Annotated in this window: 12 protein-coding genes; 4 read left to right on the forward strand and 8 right to left on the reverse strand. The window is 66.7% G+C overall.

Annotation, left to right across the window (positions count from 1 at the left end; translation table 11 throughout):
• Positions 1-36 precede the first annotated feature (36 nt).
• A complete protein-coding gene (locus SMA01S_RS19335; protein WP_066826377.1) occupies positions 37-975 on the reverse strand; it encodes a fumarylacetoacetate hydrolase family protein in 939 nt (312 codons plus the stop codon).
• Positions 976-1,215: 240 nt separating this feature from the next.
• Here SMA01S_RS19335 and SMA01S_RS19340 point away from each other — a divergent pair, with 240 nt between their 5' ends.
• From SMA01S_RS19340 to SMA01S_RS19355, 4 genes are all read left to right on the forward strand, one after another.
• Positions 1,216-2,421: an acetyl-CoA C-acetyltransferase gene (locus tag SMA01S_RS19340; protein ID WP_066826379.1), complete on the forward strand. Its 1,206-nt coding sequence runs from the start codon at positions 1,216-1,218 to the stop codon at positions 2,419-2,421.
• Positions 2,422-2,432: 11 nt separating this feature from the next.
• A complete protein-coding gene (locus tag SMA01S_RS19345) occupies positions 2,433-4,619 on the forward strand; it encodes a 3-hydroxyacyl-CoA dehydrogenase NAD-binding domain-containing protein (protein ID WP_066826382.1) in 2,187 nt (728 codons plus the stop codon).
• 188 nt (positions 4,620-4,807) lie between these two features.
• Positions 4,808-6,007 carry an epoxide hydrolase family protein gene (locus tag SMA01S_RS19350; RefSeq protein ID WP_066826384.1) on the forward strand — a complete coding sequence of 400 codons (1,200 nt, stop codon included), beginning with the start codon at positions 4,808-4,810 and terminating at the stop codon, positions 6,005-6,007.
• A 40-nt stretch (positions 6,008-6,047) separates the two neighbouring features.
• The gene (locus SMA01S_RS19355) at positions 6,048-6,563 is read left to right on the forward strand and encodes a VOC family protein (protein ID WP_066826388.1); all 516 of its coding nucleotides are present in this window, start codon (positions 6,048-6,050) and stop codon (positions 6,561-6,563) included.
• Positions 6,564-6,580: 17 nt separating this feature from the next.
• Here SMA01S_RS19355 and SMA01S_RS19360 read toward each other — a convergent pair whose 3' ends face one another.
• From SMA01S_RS19360 to SMA01S_RS19390, 7 genes are all read right to left on the reverse strand, one after another.
• Complete coding sequence (locus SMA01S_RS19360; RefSeq protein ID WP_066826391.1) at positions 6,581-8,212, reverse strand: GMC family oxidoreductase; 1,632 nt, start codon at positions 8,210-8,212, stop codon at positions 6,581-6,583.
• A gap of 35 nt (positions 8,213-8,247) precedes the next feature.
• Complete coding sequence (locus tag SMA01S_RS19365; protein ID WP_066826394.1) at positions 8,248-9,288, reverse strand: NADP-dependent oxidoreductase; 1,041 nt, start codon at positions 9,286-9,288, stop codon at positions 8,248-8,250.
• 7 nt (positions 9,289-9,295) lie between these two features.
• On the reverse strand, positions 9,296-10,102 hold the full coding sequence (locus SMA01S_RS19370) for a sugar phosphate isomerase/epimerase family protein (RefSeq protein ID WP_066826396.1): 807 nt from the start codon (positions 10,100-10,102) through the stop codon (positions 9,296-9,298).
• Positions 10,099-11,349, reverse strand: coding sequence for an MFS transporter (locus tag SMA01S_RS19375; RefSeq protein WP_066826400.1), 1,251 nt, complete (start codon positions 11,347-11,349; stop codon positions 10,099-10,101). Before SMA01S_RS19375 ends, SMA01S_RS19370 begins: the two co-directional genes overlap by 4 nt.
• 13 nt (positions 11,350-11,362) lie before the next feature.
• Entirely contained in the window at positions 11,363-13,816 is a 2,454-nt protein-coding gene (locus SMA01S_RS19380) for a TonB-dependent receptor (RefSeq protein ID WP_084250454.1), read from the reverse strand.
• A 207-nt stretch (positions 13,817-14,023) separates the two neighbouring features.
• A complete protein-coding gene (locus tag SMA01S_RS19385) occupies positions 14,024-14,827 on the reverse strand; it encodes a glutathione S-transferase family protein (RefSeq protein ID WP_066826406.1) in 804 nt (267 codons plus the stop codon).
• A gap of 33 nt (positions 14,828-14,860) precedes the next feature.
• Positions 14,861-15,646 (reverse strand): cupin domain-containing protein, encoded by a 786-nt coding sequence (locus SMA01S_RS19390; RefSeq protein ID WP_066826409.1) that lies wholly within the window; start codon positions 15,644-15,646, stop codon positions 14,861-14,863.
• Positions 15,647-15,680 lie beyond the last annotated feature (34 nt).

Below are 15,680 nucleotides of genomic sequence, written 5' to 3' on the forward strand. Positions count from 1 at the left end.
GGGCGCGTCCCCCCGGCCGCGCCCGCCAGTCCGCCGTCAGGCGCCTGGGATTCGGCTCCTGTCGGGATCCTCGGCGATCTCGATCTCGAGCCGCCCCATCGCGCCGATCTCAGCCTTCACATGATCGCCGACCTTGAGGAAGGTTCCGGTCGCGATGCCGACGCCGGCCGGTGAGCCGGTGTAGAGGAGATCACCCGGCTCCATCGTGATGTGCTGGCTCAGATCCGCAACCAGCTCGGCCACCGACCAGATCATGAAGCGGGTGTTGGAATCCTGCTTGAGCGCGTCGTTGACCCAAAGCTTGAGCGGCGTGTCGTCGAGATCGACGAAGCGGGCCGGCACGATCGTCGGCCCGCAGGGCGCGCTGTCGTCGAACGACTTGCCGGTCAGAAGGTCGAACTGCTTGGTGTGGCGCGGATTGAACTGCCAGTCCCGAGCCGAGAGGTCGATGCCGATCGTATAGCCAGCGACATGGTCGAGCGCTTCCTCGACTGTCACGCGCCGGCAGCGCTTCCCGAACACCACGACGAGTTCCAGTTCCCAGTCGAGCTTCGTGCTCTGACTGGGATAGCGCACCTCCTGACCCGAGCCGACGAGCGCGCCGGGATGCTTCATGAAGTAGAGCACGTCCTGCTTCGACTTGTCGAAGTCGTTGATGTCGAAATCGGCCTTCAGATGGTCGTGATAATTGGCGCCGACGCACAGGATCTTCGACGGGCGTTGAATCGGCGGCAGGAACGAGGCGGTGGCCTCGTCGGCCATCGGCGCCGGGCCGTGACCGGCCGCGAGCTTGGCGACACCCGCCTCGATCAGCGGCTCCGCCTCCTCCCAGCGGGCGAACACGTCACCCAGGGTCGAGGCGGCGTCGAGTTCGAGCCCGGGCGCGACCTGGACGAGCCGGTAGTAATGCGACCCTATCCTGACCGCGGGCGTCGGACCGTTGTCCGTTCGAAGCGTCGCGAGCGCGTAGGTCAAGTCAGGCTCCTTCCTCTCGTGTCCGGCGACGACCCTGCTGCCGGGCGATCGCTGTGCAAGGCACCGTAGCGCCTTCATGCAGGGCGCGCGCATGACGAAATCCGACGGATTTCATGAGGTATTCTGATGAGGCGAATCCGCCGCCTCGCGATAGCAGCTCAGCGATATCGATGCCCGGACAGGCCGACCTGCGGCCCTGCGCGACCAAGCCGCCGGGCGCATCTGCGAGGAGGGTTTCGCGTGCCTGACGTGTACATCTACGACGCCGTGCGGACACCGCGCGGCAAGGGCCGCAAGGACGGTGCGCTGCATGGCACCACCGCGCTGGACCTCGCGACCCAGGTGCTCGGCGCGATACGCGACCGCAACGACCTCGACACGGCGATGATCGACGATGTGGTCATGGGCTGCGTGGCGCCGCTCGGCGAGCAGGGCTCCGATATCGCCCGCATCGCCGTGCTCAATGCCGGCTATGCCGAGAGCGTGGCGGGCCTGCAGGTCAGCCGTTTCTGCGCCTCCGGGCTCGAGGCCTGCAACATCGCCGCGGCGAAGATCAAGGCCGGCGAGGCCGAGATGGCGATCGGCGGCGGGGTCGAATCCATGTCGCGGGTCGCGATGGGGTCGGACGGGGGCGCCTGGTACGCCGACCCCCATCCGGCGTTCAGGACCTATTACGCGCCCCAAGGGATCGGCGCCGATCTCATCGGTAACCTTTTCGGTTTCGACCGAACCGACGTCGACAGCTATGCCGTCCAGAGCCAGCAGCGCGCCGCGCGCGCCTGGTCGGAGGGACGCTTCGCCAAGTCGGTAGTGCCGGTCAAGGACGGCCTCGGCCTGACCCTGCTCGACCGCGACGAGCATATGCGTCCCGATGCATCGCTGCAGTCGCTCGCCGCGCTCAAGCCCGCCTTCGCCGATATGGGCGACAAGTGGTTCGACCCGATCATCCTGCAGCGCTATCCCGAGGTCGACCGCATCGATCATATCCATCACGCCGGTAATTCGTCGGGGATCGTCGATGGCGCGGCCGCCGTGCTGTTCGCCACGCGCGAGACGGGCGAGGCGATGGGTCTGACGCCGCGCGCGCGCGTCAAGGGCATGGCCTCGATCGGCTCGGAGCCGTCGATCATGCTGACCGGCCCCGAGCTCGTCACCCGCAAGCTGCTCGACCGTCTCGGCATGAGCGTCGGCGATATCGACCTCTATGAGCTCAACGAAGCCTTCGCGTCGGTCGTCCTGCGCATGATGCAGGCGCTCGACATCGATCCCGACCGGATGAACGTCAACGGCGGAGCGATCGCGATGGGCCATCCGCTCGGTGCGACCGGCGCGATGATCCTCGGCACCGTACTCGACGAACTGGAACGCAGCGACCGCGAGACGGCGCTCATCACCCTGTGCGTCGGCGCCGGCATGGGCACCGCGACCGTGATCGAGCGTGTATGAGGGGGATAGTAATGACGGATTTCACGCTCGAGCGCGGCGACGACGGTATCGCCACCATCCGGTTCGATGCCGCCGGCCGGACCATGAACACGCTGACCACCCGCGGCTGGGACGATCTGGCGGCGATCGTCGAGACGGTTCGCGAGGACGATGCGATCCGCGGCGCGATCATCGTCTCCGGCAAGGCCAATGCCTTTTGCGCGGGGGCCGATCTCGACGAGATGCTCGACGCCGCCGGCTACACACCGGCCTCGGCTGAGGAGCAGCGCTCGATCGTCGACCGGATGGGCAAGGCGAACCGCGTCGCGCGTGCGCTTGAAACCTGTGGCAAGCCGATCGTCGCCGCGATCGCCGGTCACGCGCTGGGTGGCGGGCTCGAGCTCGCACTGGCCTGCCATCATCGGATCGTCGCTGACGATCCGCGGATCAAGCTCGGCCTGCCCGAGGCGTCGATCGGCCTGCTGCCGGGGGGCGGCGGCACGCAGCGCCTGCTCCGCCTGCTCGGCATGGCGCGCGCCCTGCCGCTGCTGCTCGAGGGCCGCACACTCAAGCCTGCCGAAGCATTGTCGCTGGGAATCATCGACGCCGTGGTCGCCAAGGGCGAGGAGGTCGTCGCCGCGCGCGCCTGGATCGCCGCGGGCGGCTCGCCGCAGGCGCGCTGGGACCGGCGGGACTTCGTGCTGCCGGGAGGCACGCCCTATAGCGCCGACGGCAACCCGGTCTTCATCCAGTCCGCGGCAATCGCAGCCCGGCGCAGCCAGGGCAATTATCCGGCGATCGGGAATATCGCGCATGCGCTCTATGAAGGCGCCCAGGTGCCGATCGACCGCGCGCTCCAGATCGAGACGCGCTATTTCGTGGCGACCCTGCAGTCGCCGCAAGCCAAGGCGATGATCCGTACGCTGTTCCACTCGCATCCCGCCCTCGCCAAGGCCGAGGACCGGCCCGTAGCGCCGCCTCCTGCCAGCTATCGCGTGATCGGAGTGCTGGGCGCCGGAATGATGGGCGCCGGGATCGCCTTCGTGTCGGCCGAGGCCGGCCTGGACGTGATCCTCATCGACACCAGCCGCGAGGCGGCGGAGCGAGGCAAGGCTTATGCCCGTTCGGTGCTCGACCGCCGGGTCGCCAAGGGCATTATCGCCCAGGAGGCCGCCGATGCCATCGTCGCGCGGATTCGGCCCAGTGACGATTATGGCGACCTCGCCCCGTGCGACCTCGTCGTCGAGACGGTGTTCGAGGACCGTGAGGTCAAGGGAGAGGCCACCAGGCGGGCGGCAGCGGCGGTACGCGAGGGCGTGCTGTTCGCCTCGAACACATCGACGCTCCCGATCACCGGCCTGGCGGAAGCGGCGCCGGATCCGCATCGCTACATCGGCATGCATTTCCATTCGCCCGTCGACCGCATGGAACTGGTCGAGATCGTCCTCGGCAAGGAGACCGATGAGACTGCGCTCGCTCATGCGCTCGATTATGTGAAGGCGATCCGCAAGACGGCGATCGTGGTCCGGGACTCGCCGTTCTTCTACACCTCGCGGACGTTCGACACCTATATCCGCGAAGGCATGGAGATGCTGGTCGACGGTTACGCACCGACCCTGATCGATGCCGCGGGCAAGTTGGCCGGCATGCCACGCGGGCCGCTCGAGCTCACCGACGATGTCGCGATCGACCTGGTCGATCGCATCGCCGGCCAACGCAGGCTCAGCCTCGGCGCGGCCGCCGAACGCCGGCGCTCCGATGACGTGATCGACCTCCTGATCCGGGAAGGACGCTATGGCCGCAAGAACGGCCGGGGATTCTACGATTATGCCGCGGACGGCACCAAGCGCCTGTGGCCGGGTCTTGCCGAGGCATGGCCGGTCACCACGCCCCATAGCACGCCCGAGCTGGTCGACACGCTCAAGCGGCGGTTCCTCTATCGTCAGGCGGTCGAGGCGGCCCGCTGCCTGTCCGAAGGGGTACTCACCGACCCGCGCCACGCCGATGTCGGCGCCGTGCTCGGCTGGAGCTTCCCGCGCTGGACCGGCGGTCCGATCTCGCTCATCGACCAGGTCGGAGCGGCCCGCTTCTCTGCCGAGTGCGACGTGCTCGCCGACACATGCGGCCCACGCTTCCTGGTCCCTGACGCGCTCCGCGCGATGGCGGCTACGGGACGGTCTTATTATGGCGAGGCGCGGATCGACCAGGTAGCCGCCTGAGGCGCCCGGGACGGGGGAGCCCGGGCGACGCTCCCCTCGCTATGGCGGCAGCTGCCCCCGGCGCCATGCGCCTTTTGAGGGCGCGACATTCAAACAATTGATTCCCCGGCGGGAGGGTCCCTTCCCTACCCTGCCGGCCAACGATGCGGGGCGTTCGACCCCGGGCAAAGGACCAGAGGAGACCGGCGATGGCAATCGACATTAAACCCTATCAGGTGGCGGTATCGGACGAAGCGCTGGCCGATCTCCAGCGGCGTCTCGACAACACGATCTGGCCGGACGATCCAGGCAACGAGGACTGGAGCTACGGCGTCAACGCCGACTATCTGCGCGGCCTCGTCGATTACTGGCGTACCGATTACGACTGGCGCGCGGTCGAGGCGAAGATCAACGCCTATGAGAATTTCCGCACCGTCATCGACGGCGTGCCGATCCACTTCCTGCGCCGCAAGGGCAAGGGCCCCAACCCCATCCCGCTGATCATCACGCATGGCTGGCCCTGGACGTTCTGGGACATGAACAAGGTGATCGACCCGCTCGCCGATCCGGCGGCGTTCGGCGGCGATCCGGCGGACGCGTTCGACGTGATCGTGCCCTCGCTTCCGGGATACGGCTTTTCGGGGCCGCCGCCGCGTGCCGGCCTCAATTTCTGGAAATGGGCGGACCTCTGGCACAAGCTGATGACCGAGGGGCTCGGTTATGAGAAATATGCCGCCAGCGGCGCCGATTGGGGCGCGATGGTCACAGCCCAGCTCGGCCATAAATATGCCGATCATCTCTACGGCGTGCACACCATGCATCCGATGCTGCTCAACCAGTTCGATGCGACGCGCAAATGGGACGTGACCGACCGCAAATGGGATTCGACTGTCCCGATGCCCGGCGGCGGCGCGACCAAATATGTCGCCCATTATGCGGTCCATGTGCTCGACCCGCAGACGCTTGCCTATTCGCTGGCGGATTCGCCGGTCGGTACCCTCGCCTGGCTGCTTGAGCGCTGGCGGTCATGGAGCGATTGCGACGGCGACGTCGAGACGGTCTTCCCGCGCGAGCATATCATCACCAGCACGATGATCTACTGGATCACGCGCACGATCGGCTCCTCCATGCGTGCCTATGCCGATGCCACGCGATATTTGTGGGAGCCGTCGCACGACCGCACGCCCTGGGTCGAAGCGCCGACCGCCGTATCTTTCCTGGGCGGCGAGAATCCGATCGGCGTCACCCCGCCCCAGCGCATCGACCTGTTCAAGGCGGGGCCGCGCGTCCACGCTTATAATGCCGTCCAGTTCGAGGCGCACGATCGCGGCGGTCACTTCGGCTATTACGAGCAGCCGCAGGCCGTGCTCGCCGATCTCCGCAAGATGTTCCGCGATCGCCGCGGCTGACCGTTCCTCGCCTGGGCCCGTCCCCTTTTTTGGAGTTCCCATGTCCATTCCATTTGATACGCTGTGCCAGAATGCCTTTGTCGTCGAAGACATCGAGGCGGCGATCGCCTATTGGACGGATGTGATGGGGGTCGGGCCCTTTTTTCTCTTCCCCCCGCTCCGTTTCGAGCAAGGCGAGCTGCATGGCGCGCCCGCCACGCTCGAATATCGAGCCGCGATCGCCTATGCCGGCGACCTCATGATCGAGCTGATCGAGCCCAATGGTCCTTCGATCTTTCAGGAATTCCTCGATGCGGGCCGCAGCGGCGTCCAGCACAACAGCATGTTCACCCATGACCTCGACGCCGCCGAAGCGCGGCTCGCCGCCCGCGGCGGTATGCGGGTCCAGGCGCTGGTAGCGCCCAACGGATCGCGTATCTGCTTCTACGAAATGCCCGGCGACGCTCCTTACGTCATCGAAGTGAGCCAAGTCGCGCCGGCGCTTGTCGCGCGGCTCGAAGCGGTACGGGCCGCCGCCCGGACCTGGGACGGCAGCACCCGCTTGATGGACGCCTGAGCCCCTTTTTTGGGGGCTCAGCTTGTCCGCCAGTCCTCGATGATCAGGTCTGCCGCGCGCCAGGCGAATGCCATCACCGGCCCGTTCGTGTTGCCTGACGGAATGCCGGGCATCGAGGCGCAATCCACCACCCGAAGGCCCGATACGCCGCGGACGCGGCAGCGCGCATCGAGCACCGCCGCCGGGTCCTTGCCCATGCGGCAGGTGCGTACCGCGTGGATGCCGCAGGTGCCGTTGCGATAGACCGCGTCGAGGATCTCGTCGTCCGTCTGAAGCATTGGTCCCGGCGTGGTTTCGACGCCGAGGCACGGGGCGATGGCCGGCATCGAGAGATACCGGCGAATGTAGCGCACCATCAGCACCGCGAGACGCTTGTCATGGGCCGTACTCAGCCAATTGGGTTCGATGTCGAGCGGTGCGTCCGGGTCGGCCGAACTGATCGCCATCCGCCCCTCGCTGGTCAGCCGCAGCATCTGGGCATAGACCGCCATCCCGGGCACACGCTCGACCACGGGCAGCGGAGTCGCGGTATTCTCCCCGTCGGGACGCTTGAGACTGGTGCCGCCGAGATAGAGCTGGACGTCGGGGCGCGTCGATGCGGGATCGACCCGGACGAACGCGCCGACCTCGCGCGGCACGCTGGTGAGCGGGCCGGTGCCGAGCAGGAGATATTCGGCGATGCTGCGTGCAAGACCCAGACCGTGGAAGCGGTGGTTGACGCCGCGTTCCGGCGCGAGCAGCCGGCGGCCGATGGTCAGGCCGAGATGCTCGAGCATGCGCCCACCGACATCGGGACTGTCGTGCAGCACCTGGATGCCGTGTCGCCGCAACAGCCCGCCCGGGCCGATTCCCGACAGCTGCAGGATCTTGGGACTGTGCATCGCGCCGGCGGCGAGGATGATCTCCTGACGGGCCCGGAGCGTGACCCGCCGGCCCGCGAGCCGCACCTCGACGGCGGCAGCCCGGCGGTCCTCGAACAGCACGCGGTCGACCACCGCATGCGTCAGCACCGTCAGGTTCGAGCGCCTCCGGACCGGTTTCAGGAAGGCGCGTGCCGCGCTTTGCCGCCGGCCGCGCTTGATGTTGTGGCTGAAATAACCGACCCCCTCCTGATGCTCCTGGTTGAGGTCGGCCTTGCGCTTCAACCCCATCTGCTCGCCCGCATGGATCAGGCGTTCGGCCAGCGGGTAGCGGAAATTGCCGACCGAAATATGCAGCGGCCCGCCAACACCACGCACGCCGTCGTCGCCCAGCTCATGATCCTCGATCGAGCGGAATGCGGCCTTCATGCTCCGCCAGCTCCATTCGGGTCCGACCTCGGCGGTCCAGGCGTCGTAGTCCTCGGGCTGCCCCCGGACATAGACCATGCCGTTGATGGTGCTCGATCCGCCGATGCAGCGACCGCGCACCCAGCTTTCGTTGACGTCGAGCCCGTTGCCGCGCTTTTGGCGGACCGGATAGTTCCAGGTGTAGTCCGGATCGAAGACGAGCTTGCTGAACCCCTTGGGGATGTCGACCAGATACGAGCTGTCCTCACCGCCCGCTTCGAGCAGCGCGACGCGACACGCCGGATCGGCCGATAGGCGATTGGCGAGCACACAACCGGCCGATCCCGCGCCGACGATGATGACATCGAATTCCTGTTCCATCCTGCCTCTTTCTGGCCGCCCGCGACCGTTGCCCCTCAATCCGCTTCCAGCAGCAGCGTGCCCCGGCTCGATCCGTCGAAGATGCGCAGGAAGCTTTCGGGCAGCCGCTTGAACCCGACCACGAGCTCGCTCCGATGGACGAGCCGCCCATCGGCATGCCACCGCCGGAGATCAGCGAGCGCCTCCGGCACGGCGTCGATGAAATCGAAGACGATGAAGCCCTGCAGGCGGAGCCGCCAATAGACCACGCGCATCATGTTGCGCGGCCCCGGTGCGAGCGCGTCGCCATCGTCATAGCTGGCGATCTGGCCGCACAGCACGATCCGACCGAACCGCGCCATATGGTCGATCGCGATATCGAGCAGGCGGCCGCCGACATTGTCGAAAAAGACCTGGATGCCATCGGGGCAAAGCGCGGCAAGGCGTTCGCCGACATCCTCATTCTTATAGTCGATCGCCGCATCGAGCCCGCACACGTCGCGAAGCCAGGCGCATTTTTCCGGGCCGCCGGCGAGCCCGATCACGCGACATCCGCAGATCCTTGCAATCTGCGCCGCGACCGAGCCGGTGGAACCGGCCGCGCCGGACACTAGGACGGTATCGCCCGGACGGGGCTCCCCAATCCGAAGAAGGCCGAAATACGCGGTCAGGCTGTTGGTCCCGAAGACCCCTTCGAAGTCGTGGAGCGTGACGTCGACGGGCTTGATCCGCGGCGGGATCGCCGCCGCCGCGGGATCGATCACCTGATAATCCTGCCAGCTCGCCAGCGTGGAGACGATCGCACCGACCGGGTAGGCCGGCGCGCGCGACGCGATCACCTCGGCCGTGGTGTTGCCGAGGACCGGCTCACCGACGGCCATCGGCGCGACATTCTGCGCCGTCGTCTTCATCCAGCCGCGCATCGCCGGCGAGAAGCGGAAGAGGCGGTTACGCAACAGGATTTCGCCCTCACCGAGCGGCGGTGGTTCATAGGGGCCCGCCCGATAGGCGAAATCAGCCAGCTGCAGCCGCCCCCTTGGCCGGCGTGCGAGCAGCCATTGGCGGTTGATCATCGGCGTGCCGTCAGTACTGGCCATGGTGCCGTCATCGTGCGCGCGCCAGAACGGCGCGGGTGCCGGCGATCAGCATCGACGCCCGACCGGCCGCATCCACGCCTTCGCCGTCACGGCGGTGGTTCATCGGGACCTCGAGCGAGACCGGCAGGTCGGCCGGCACCGCGCGCAGCAGGTCGACCAGCGGAAACTCCCCTTCCCCGGGGACTCGGCGTCCGCCGATCGCCTCGGCGCGCCATTCCTCCTCGGGCCTGGTCGCCGGGCCGTCGCACAGCTGAAGGTAGCCGATCAACGCGGGATCGAGCGCAGCGATCTCGGCGACGGCAGCGCCGGTCCGCACGACATGGAGCGCGTCGATCGCCAGCGCGGCGTGCGCGGTGCCCCGAACCCAGTCGGCCGCTTGTTCGAGCGTCGCAACGGTCGGGCTTATCGCCATGAACTCGAGATTGGCGATGAGACCGATCTCGCCGGCAAGCATGCAAACGGCCTCGAAATTGTCACGCGCGCGCAGCGGGTCGGGATCGAGGCTGACGACCGTTACGCTGCGCCCGCCAATCGACCGGCCGGTCTCGAGCGCCGCACGGAACCCTGCGACGTCAGCCGTCGCCGTCAGGAAGCAGGCTTCGATGTTGAGGACGCTCAACCCGTGATCGGCGACATGGCGACGGAAGGCCGTTGCTTCGCCGGCCGCGACCAGCGGAAAGCGGATTGCCGGATTGGGCGGGCCCTGGGTGCAGACGCAGACATGGTCATAGCCTGCCCGCGCCGCCACCTCGACCAGCGTCCAGGGGGTGATCTCGAGGGCGCAGAGCTGATGGAGCGAGATTGCCCGGCTCATCGCCGTGCGCTCCCGGTGACGCGCCCCGGCAACAGGACGAAGCCCAGGGTCGCGAAGACGAAGCATGCGATGTGCACGAGGATGGCCACATCATAGCCGCCGGTGAAATCGTAAAGGAAGCCAGCGAGCGGCGCCGACCCGAAGATGAAGACGACCTTGGGGACATAGGAAAGGCCGAGCACCGCCGCGACATTGTCCTGACCGAAGATCTCGCTGATCGCGGCACTGTGCAGCGTGAGGATGGCGACCGAACAGATGCCGATCAACGCGACGATCACGATCAGCGGCACATAGCCGAGCGCCGGCAGCAGCAGCAGCCAGAGGGCGATCTGCGCGACCCCGTTGATCACCAGGGTCGTCCGGGAGCCGATCCGGTCCGACAGCGCACCGAAGATGACAGTGCCGAGCAGCCCCGCCCCGGCGTACGCCGACAACAGGAGCGACGAGGCTTCGAGCGAGAACCCCCGACCCGTTGCCAACGGAATGATATGCACCGTGATGGTCGATCCCGCGCCCGTCAGGATCCCGACGCCCAGGCTCAGCGCCCAGAACGCGCGGGTATGCAGGATCGCGCCGGTGGTGAGCTGCGCCGGTCGAACCGCGACGGCAGGGCCGGCCGCGCAGCCGGATCCCGCCGGCCGGTCGATCACCAGGAGCATCAGCACCGAGGCCGCGAGGTAGAGGCCCGCGATTACCAGGAAGGCGGCGCGCATCCCTTCGGCATCGACCACCCGCGCGAGGATCGGCGGAAAGAAGAACAGGACGATCGTCATGTTGACGATCCCAAGCGCCTTGCCGCGATTGCCCGCGAACCAGTTGCTCACCAGGGTGGATGCCGGGAGATAGCCCAAAAGGCAGATTCCGGGCCCGATGAGGAAGGCGTAGATCGCCAACACCTCGTAGATGCCGGTCACCACGGTCAGGCCGAAATAGCCAAGCGCGCTGAGCAGGCCGCCCAGGCACATCACATAGCGCAGCCGGACGCGGTTGAGCCGTGCACCGAGCAGCGGCGACAGGATCGACAGCGCGAGGAACAGGAGGCCCGCCGCCGTCGACACGAGGCCTCTACCGGTATGGAATTCGGTCTCGAAGCTCTTCATCAAGGGGCCCAGGCTGCCGAAGCTCAGGCCCAAGGCGAAATTCTGCGCGAGCGTGGCGAGTGCCACCATCCGCCAGCCCGTGCGCGCGGTCGCACGGGCGGTGGCGACGTCCGATCCGTTCGGACGGTCGATGCGGGACGCCGCCACCCCAGTCACGCGATCAGAACCGGTACGAGGCTTGGAGCAGGACCTCGCGCGGCCGCTGGACAGCGGCACCGATCGTCCCGCCGGTGCCGCCGGGCTTATCGACGCCCGCAACCATGTAATAGGTGTTGGTGAGATTCCGCCCGATCAGCGCGAGCTCCCAGCCCTTGTCGGCGATCAGGCGAACCGATCCGTTGAGGCGCCAGAAGCTCTTCTGGAGCGAGACCGGGTTGTGGTTCTCCTGGGCGAAATAGCTCGAGCTGTAGTCGCCATCGAGCGACAGGCCGAGGCTGAGGCCGTCCGTGATCGGCTTCGTGTAGTTCGCGCCCATATTCATCACCCAGAGCGGGGCACGCGTCAGCGGTGTTCCGGTGAGGTTCTGGCCGGCGACGCCGTTGGTGACGATGCACCCCTGGGCAGCCGTCTGGCCGCTATAGCAGGGCGATCCCGGGAAGCTCAGATACTTGGCCTTGTTATAGCCGAAGCCGCCCCGCAAGGTGAGTTCGTTGATCGGCCGCCATTCGCCCGCGAACTCGACACCTTGGGTGCGCGCCTTGGCGGCATTGCGCAGCGTATAGCCCAGCGTCGCCGCGTTGAACGAGGTCAGCTGCAGGTTGTTGAAATCATAGCTGTACCCGGTGAGCGAAACGCGCAGCCGCCGGTTGAACAACTCGGCCTTGTAGCCGATCTCGCCCCCCGAGGCGGTCTCACTGCCGAAGCGCAGATTGGCCGCCGTGGCGTTGGCCGCGATGTTGCCGGGTTGGGAGAAGCCGCCGGATTTGTAGCCGGTCTTGTAGGCGGCATAAAGCGTCGAGCTCGGCGTCGGGCGCCAGGTCAGCGTCGCCTCGGGCGAATAATTGCTGTCGGCGAACTTGCCCGTGATGTTGGTGCCGACCGGCAGGAACGGCAGGCCCGCATGGACATAAGTGTCGCGCAGCCGGAGCAGGTCGCGCGTCTCGCGCGTGTAACGGACGCCCCCGGCAAGTTCGAGCGTGTCGGTCAGCTTCCAGCGCGCTTGCCCGAAGAGCGAGATCGTCTCACCGCGCGAGGCGATATCGGTGATGTAGCTGAGGTACCGACCCTGCGCATCGGGACCGACAAAGGCGACGAGCGACGCCGAAGGGTCGGCGATGTCGTTGCGCTCGTAATAGCCGCCGAGCGTGACGTTCACCGGCGCGTCAAAATCGGTAACGACGCGCAGTTCCTGCGAATATTGGTGGCTCTTCTCGGTGTTGTAGCCCCAGATGCGGCTGGTCCCGGTATAGGTAAATTCGTCGAAGCCGCGGGTGTTTAGGTAGAGGAAGCCGGTCGTCGAGGTGATCGTCACCTTGTCGAGCTTGTAGTTCATCACCAGCGAGGCGATCGCCGCTTCCTGCTTGGTGAGCGGCTTGCCGTCGGCAGGCGGCCCCGGCCAGTCCTTGAGATAGGCGAGCGGGATCGCGCTCGACGAGCGCTGCTGGTCGAGCTTGCAATTGTCGGAAAGGTCGACGACGCCGAACGTCGTTGGGTGCGCGATCCCGGGAGCGCAGACCGCCTGGGTCGCGCCGGAGTCGCTGTTGGTGCGCAGCCGGCCAGCCGTGACCTTGAGCGTCGCGTCGAAACGGCTCGACGGCTCATAGATCAGAGTGAAGCGCCCGATGAGCTCCTTGTCGGCCGGCTGGCGTACGCCAAGCGCTCCCGGAAGCGGGTTGGCGGCATCGAATGGATTGGCCATCGGCGGCGCGGTGTTGCGCACCCAACCGGCCATCGACGATGCGCGGACGGCGATGCGTGCGCGCAGCGTCGAGCTGACCGGACCGCCGATCGCCGCCTCCAGATATTTCTCGTCGGCGACGAACTCATAGCCCGCACGGACATAGCCGGAGAGGCGGTCGGTCGGGTTGGCGCTCGACATGGAGATGACACCGGCCGGGCTGTTCTTGCCGAAGAAGAGGGATTGCGGCCCTTTGAGCACCTCGACCTGCTGCAGATCGAAGGTGCCGAGCCGCACGAAACGCCCGCGGCTGACCATCACGCCATCGATGTTGAGCGATACCGACTGCTGGATGCCGACATCGGTCGCGGGCGAGCCGATCCCGCGAATGGTGAAACTCGCGCCCGCACCGGAACCCGCCTGGGCGATGATGACCTGAGGCGCGAGTTGACCGATCTTCTTGAGATCGGGGGTGCCGTAGCGCTGGAGGTCAGCCGCTTCGAGCGCGGTCACCGCGACCGGCACAGAGATCAGCGATTCGGATCGACGCCGCGCGGTGACGACGATCTCATCCAGCCCGCCCGTGTCGGACTGCGCATTTTGCGGTGCTGCGGCACGCGGCGCGGCATCGGCCGGCTTCGCCGCCGGCGTGGCCGTAGGCGTTGCGCCGTCGCTCTGCTGCGCCCAAGCGGGCGCTCCGGCCAGCATCGCGACAATCGCGGCGCCGGTGAGCATAGACGTACGCAACGCACGACAAGGTGATGTGATAATAGCCATTTCGCCTCTCCCTCCCAATTTTCGGCGCCTGTTGTTGCGCTCTGGTCCGGGAGCATAAGGCGACGCGGGAAGAGGCGATCATGATCAGTTTTGTGATGATCCATCGCGCGAAACCATGGATAGCCGCCGCGATGTTCGGGATCGACGGACAGCTCTTTGGGCGCACGGAATGGCGCGCGCATCGACTATCCGATTACTGGGAAGCGATCAGGCGGCGAGTGGCGCCGAGCGGAGCGCATCGAGGAACTGCCCACGGGCCGGCTCGATCGACCCGACCAATTGACCGAGCAATTGCCGATCGGCCAACTCGACCAGCTGGCGCACACTGGGCCGGCCCGACAGCTTCTTCCACCAGGCGGTGGTAGCGGGCAGGCTTTCCTCCCAGGCCGGCGCGAAACCGAATTCCTCGAGCCTGAGCATGATCGGCGTGATCGCGCATTCCGCCAAGGTCATGCGGTCACCGACCAGCCAGCCCTTTTGCGAGACCGCTGCCTCGATCCGCTGCAGCATGCCGCGCAATACCGACAGGCCCCAGGGAATATAGCCGGAGGCGAGTCCATTGCGCACCGCGTCCTCGCGCAGGCGTCGGCTCTGATAATCGACCATCGCGTCGAGCATGGCGGCGAATTCAGGCTCCTGCTCGGGCAACCGAAACAGCGAGCGGATGAAGGTGGCGGACGAGATCGTCACCAGGCCGATGAAGAATTTGTCGTCGACCAGTTTCATCCACAAGGTCATGTCGGCGCGGTCGCTCGGATCATCGGGTTGCAGCGACGGGCCGGGGAAGGCCTCGTCGATATAGCGCAAGATGACCGAGGATTCGGTCAGCGCCCGGCCGTCGTCGCGCACCAGGGTCGGCACAACGCCCTCGGGGTTGAGCGCGCGATATTCCGGGGTCGCGAGATAGTCGCGCTGAACCTCGATCGTCTCGATCGACGCCCCCTTCTCGATCATCGTGAACAGCGCTTTGCGGGCACAGGTCGAATGGTGCATCACGTAGAGCTTGGGCATGGAGGTATTTTCCGAGATCGCGCCGGCGTGGCGTTATTGGAGAATGCGGACTTCGATCGCCTCGAAGTCGTCCGAGACAGCGACGTCGTGGCGCTCGGTGCCCGGCGGCACGACGAGGATATCACCTTTCTCCAGGCGGTCGGGCTCGGCGGCCTCGCCGCTCTCGATCCAGCCCTGGGTGACGACGAGAAGGCGGACCTTATCGTCATGGACACGCACCGTCGGCGCAAACGGCAGCACCCGCGAACGCCAGATCCGCCGCAGATCGTACCTATCCGCGTAAGAAGCTTCGACCGGATAGACGAAGAACTCGAGTCCGCCCGCGACCTCCGTGCGCGTCGCGGCGGACGGTCCCCAAACCCGTGCCTGGCTGCCGCTTCCTGCCGGCGGCACGTCGGTCTCCGTCGTGCCGAACTCCCCCGGAAAGGTCAGCTCCAGCACCTGATAGTCGGCGGACGGCGCGAGCGCGGTGTGGACCACGCCGCCGGGGATAAACATGATCTCCCCGGCATGCGCGCGGACATGGAGATCATCGGCGAGGCCGAGGGCGAGCGAGCCGCTCAACACGATCGCGATCTGCATACCGCAATTGTGGACATGCCAGTCGCTGACGAACGCCGGCTTGTCGATGAAATTGCCCGCGACGGTGGCAACGCCCCGCGCCGCACCGTCGGTCGCCTCCTGGAGCCGGTAGTCGATCAGATGGCCGAACACCGCACGGTGCGCGTCGCCATCGCCCGAGCCGCCACCGATCGCGACGATGTGATCCTTCGCCTTGCGGATGCCGATGCGGGGCTCAGCAATGATCTCGGTCGCCAACGGCCTCTCCTTTTCCGATTTGCCTGGCCGACCC

Origin of the sequence: Sphingomonas mali NBRC 15500 (assembly GCF_001598415.1) — a bacterium.
Lineage (GTDB): Bacteria > Pseudomonadota > Alphaproteobacteria > Sphingomonadales > Sphingomonadaceae > Sphingomonas > Sphingomonas mali.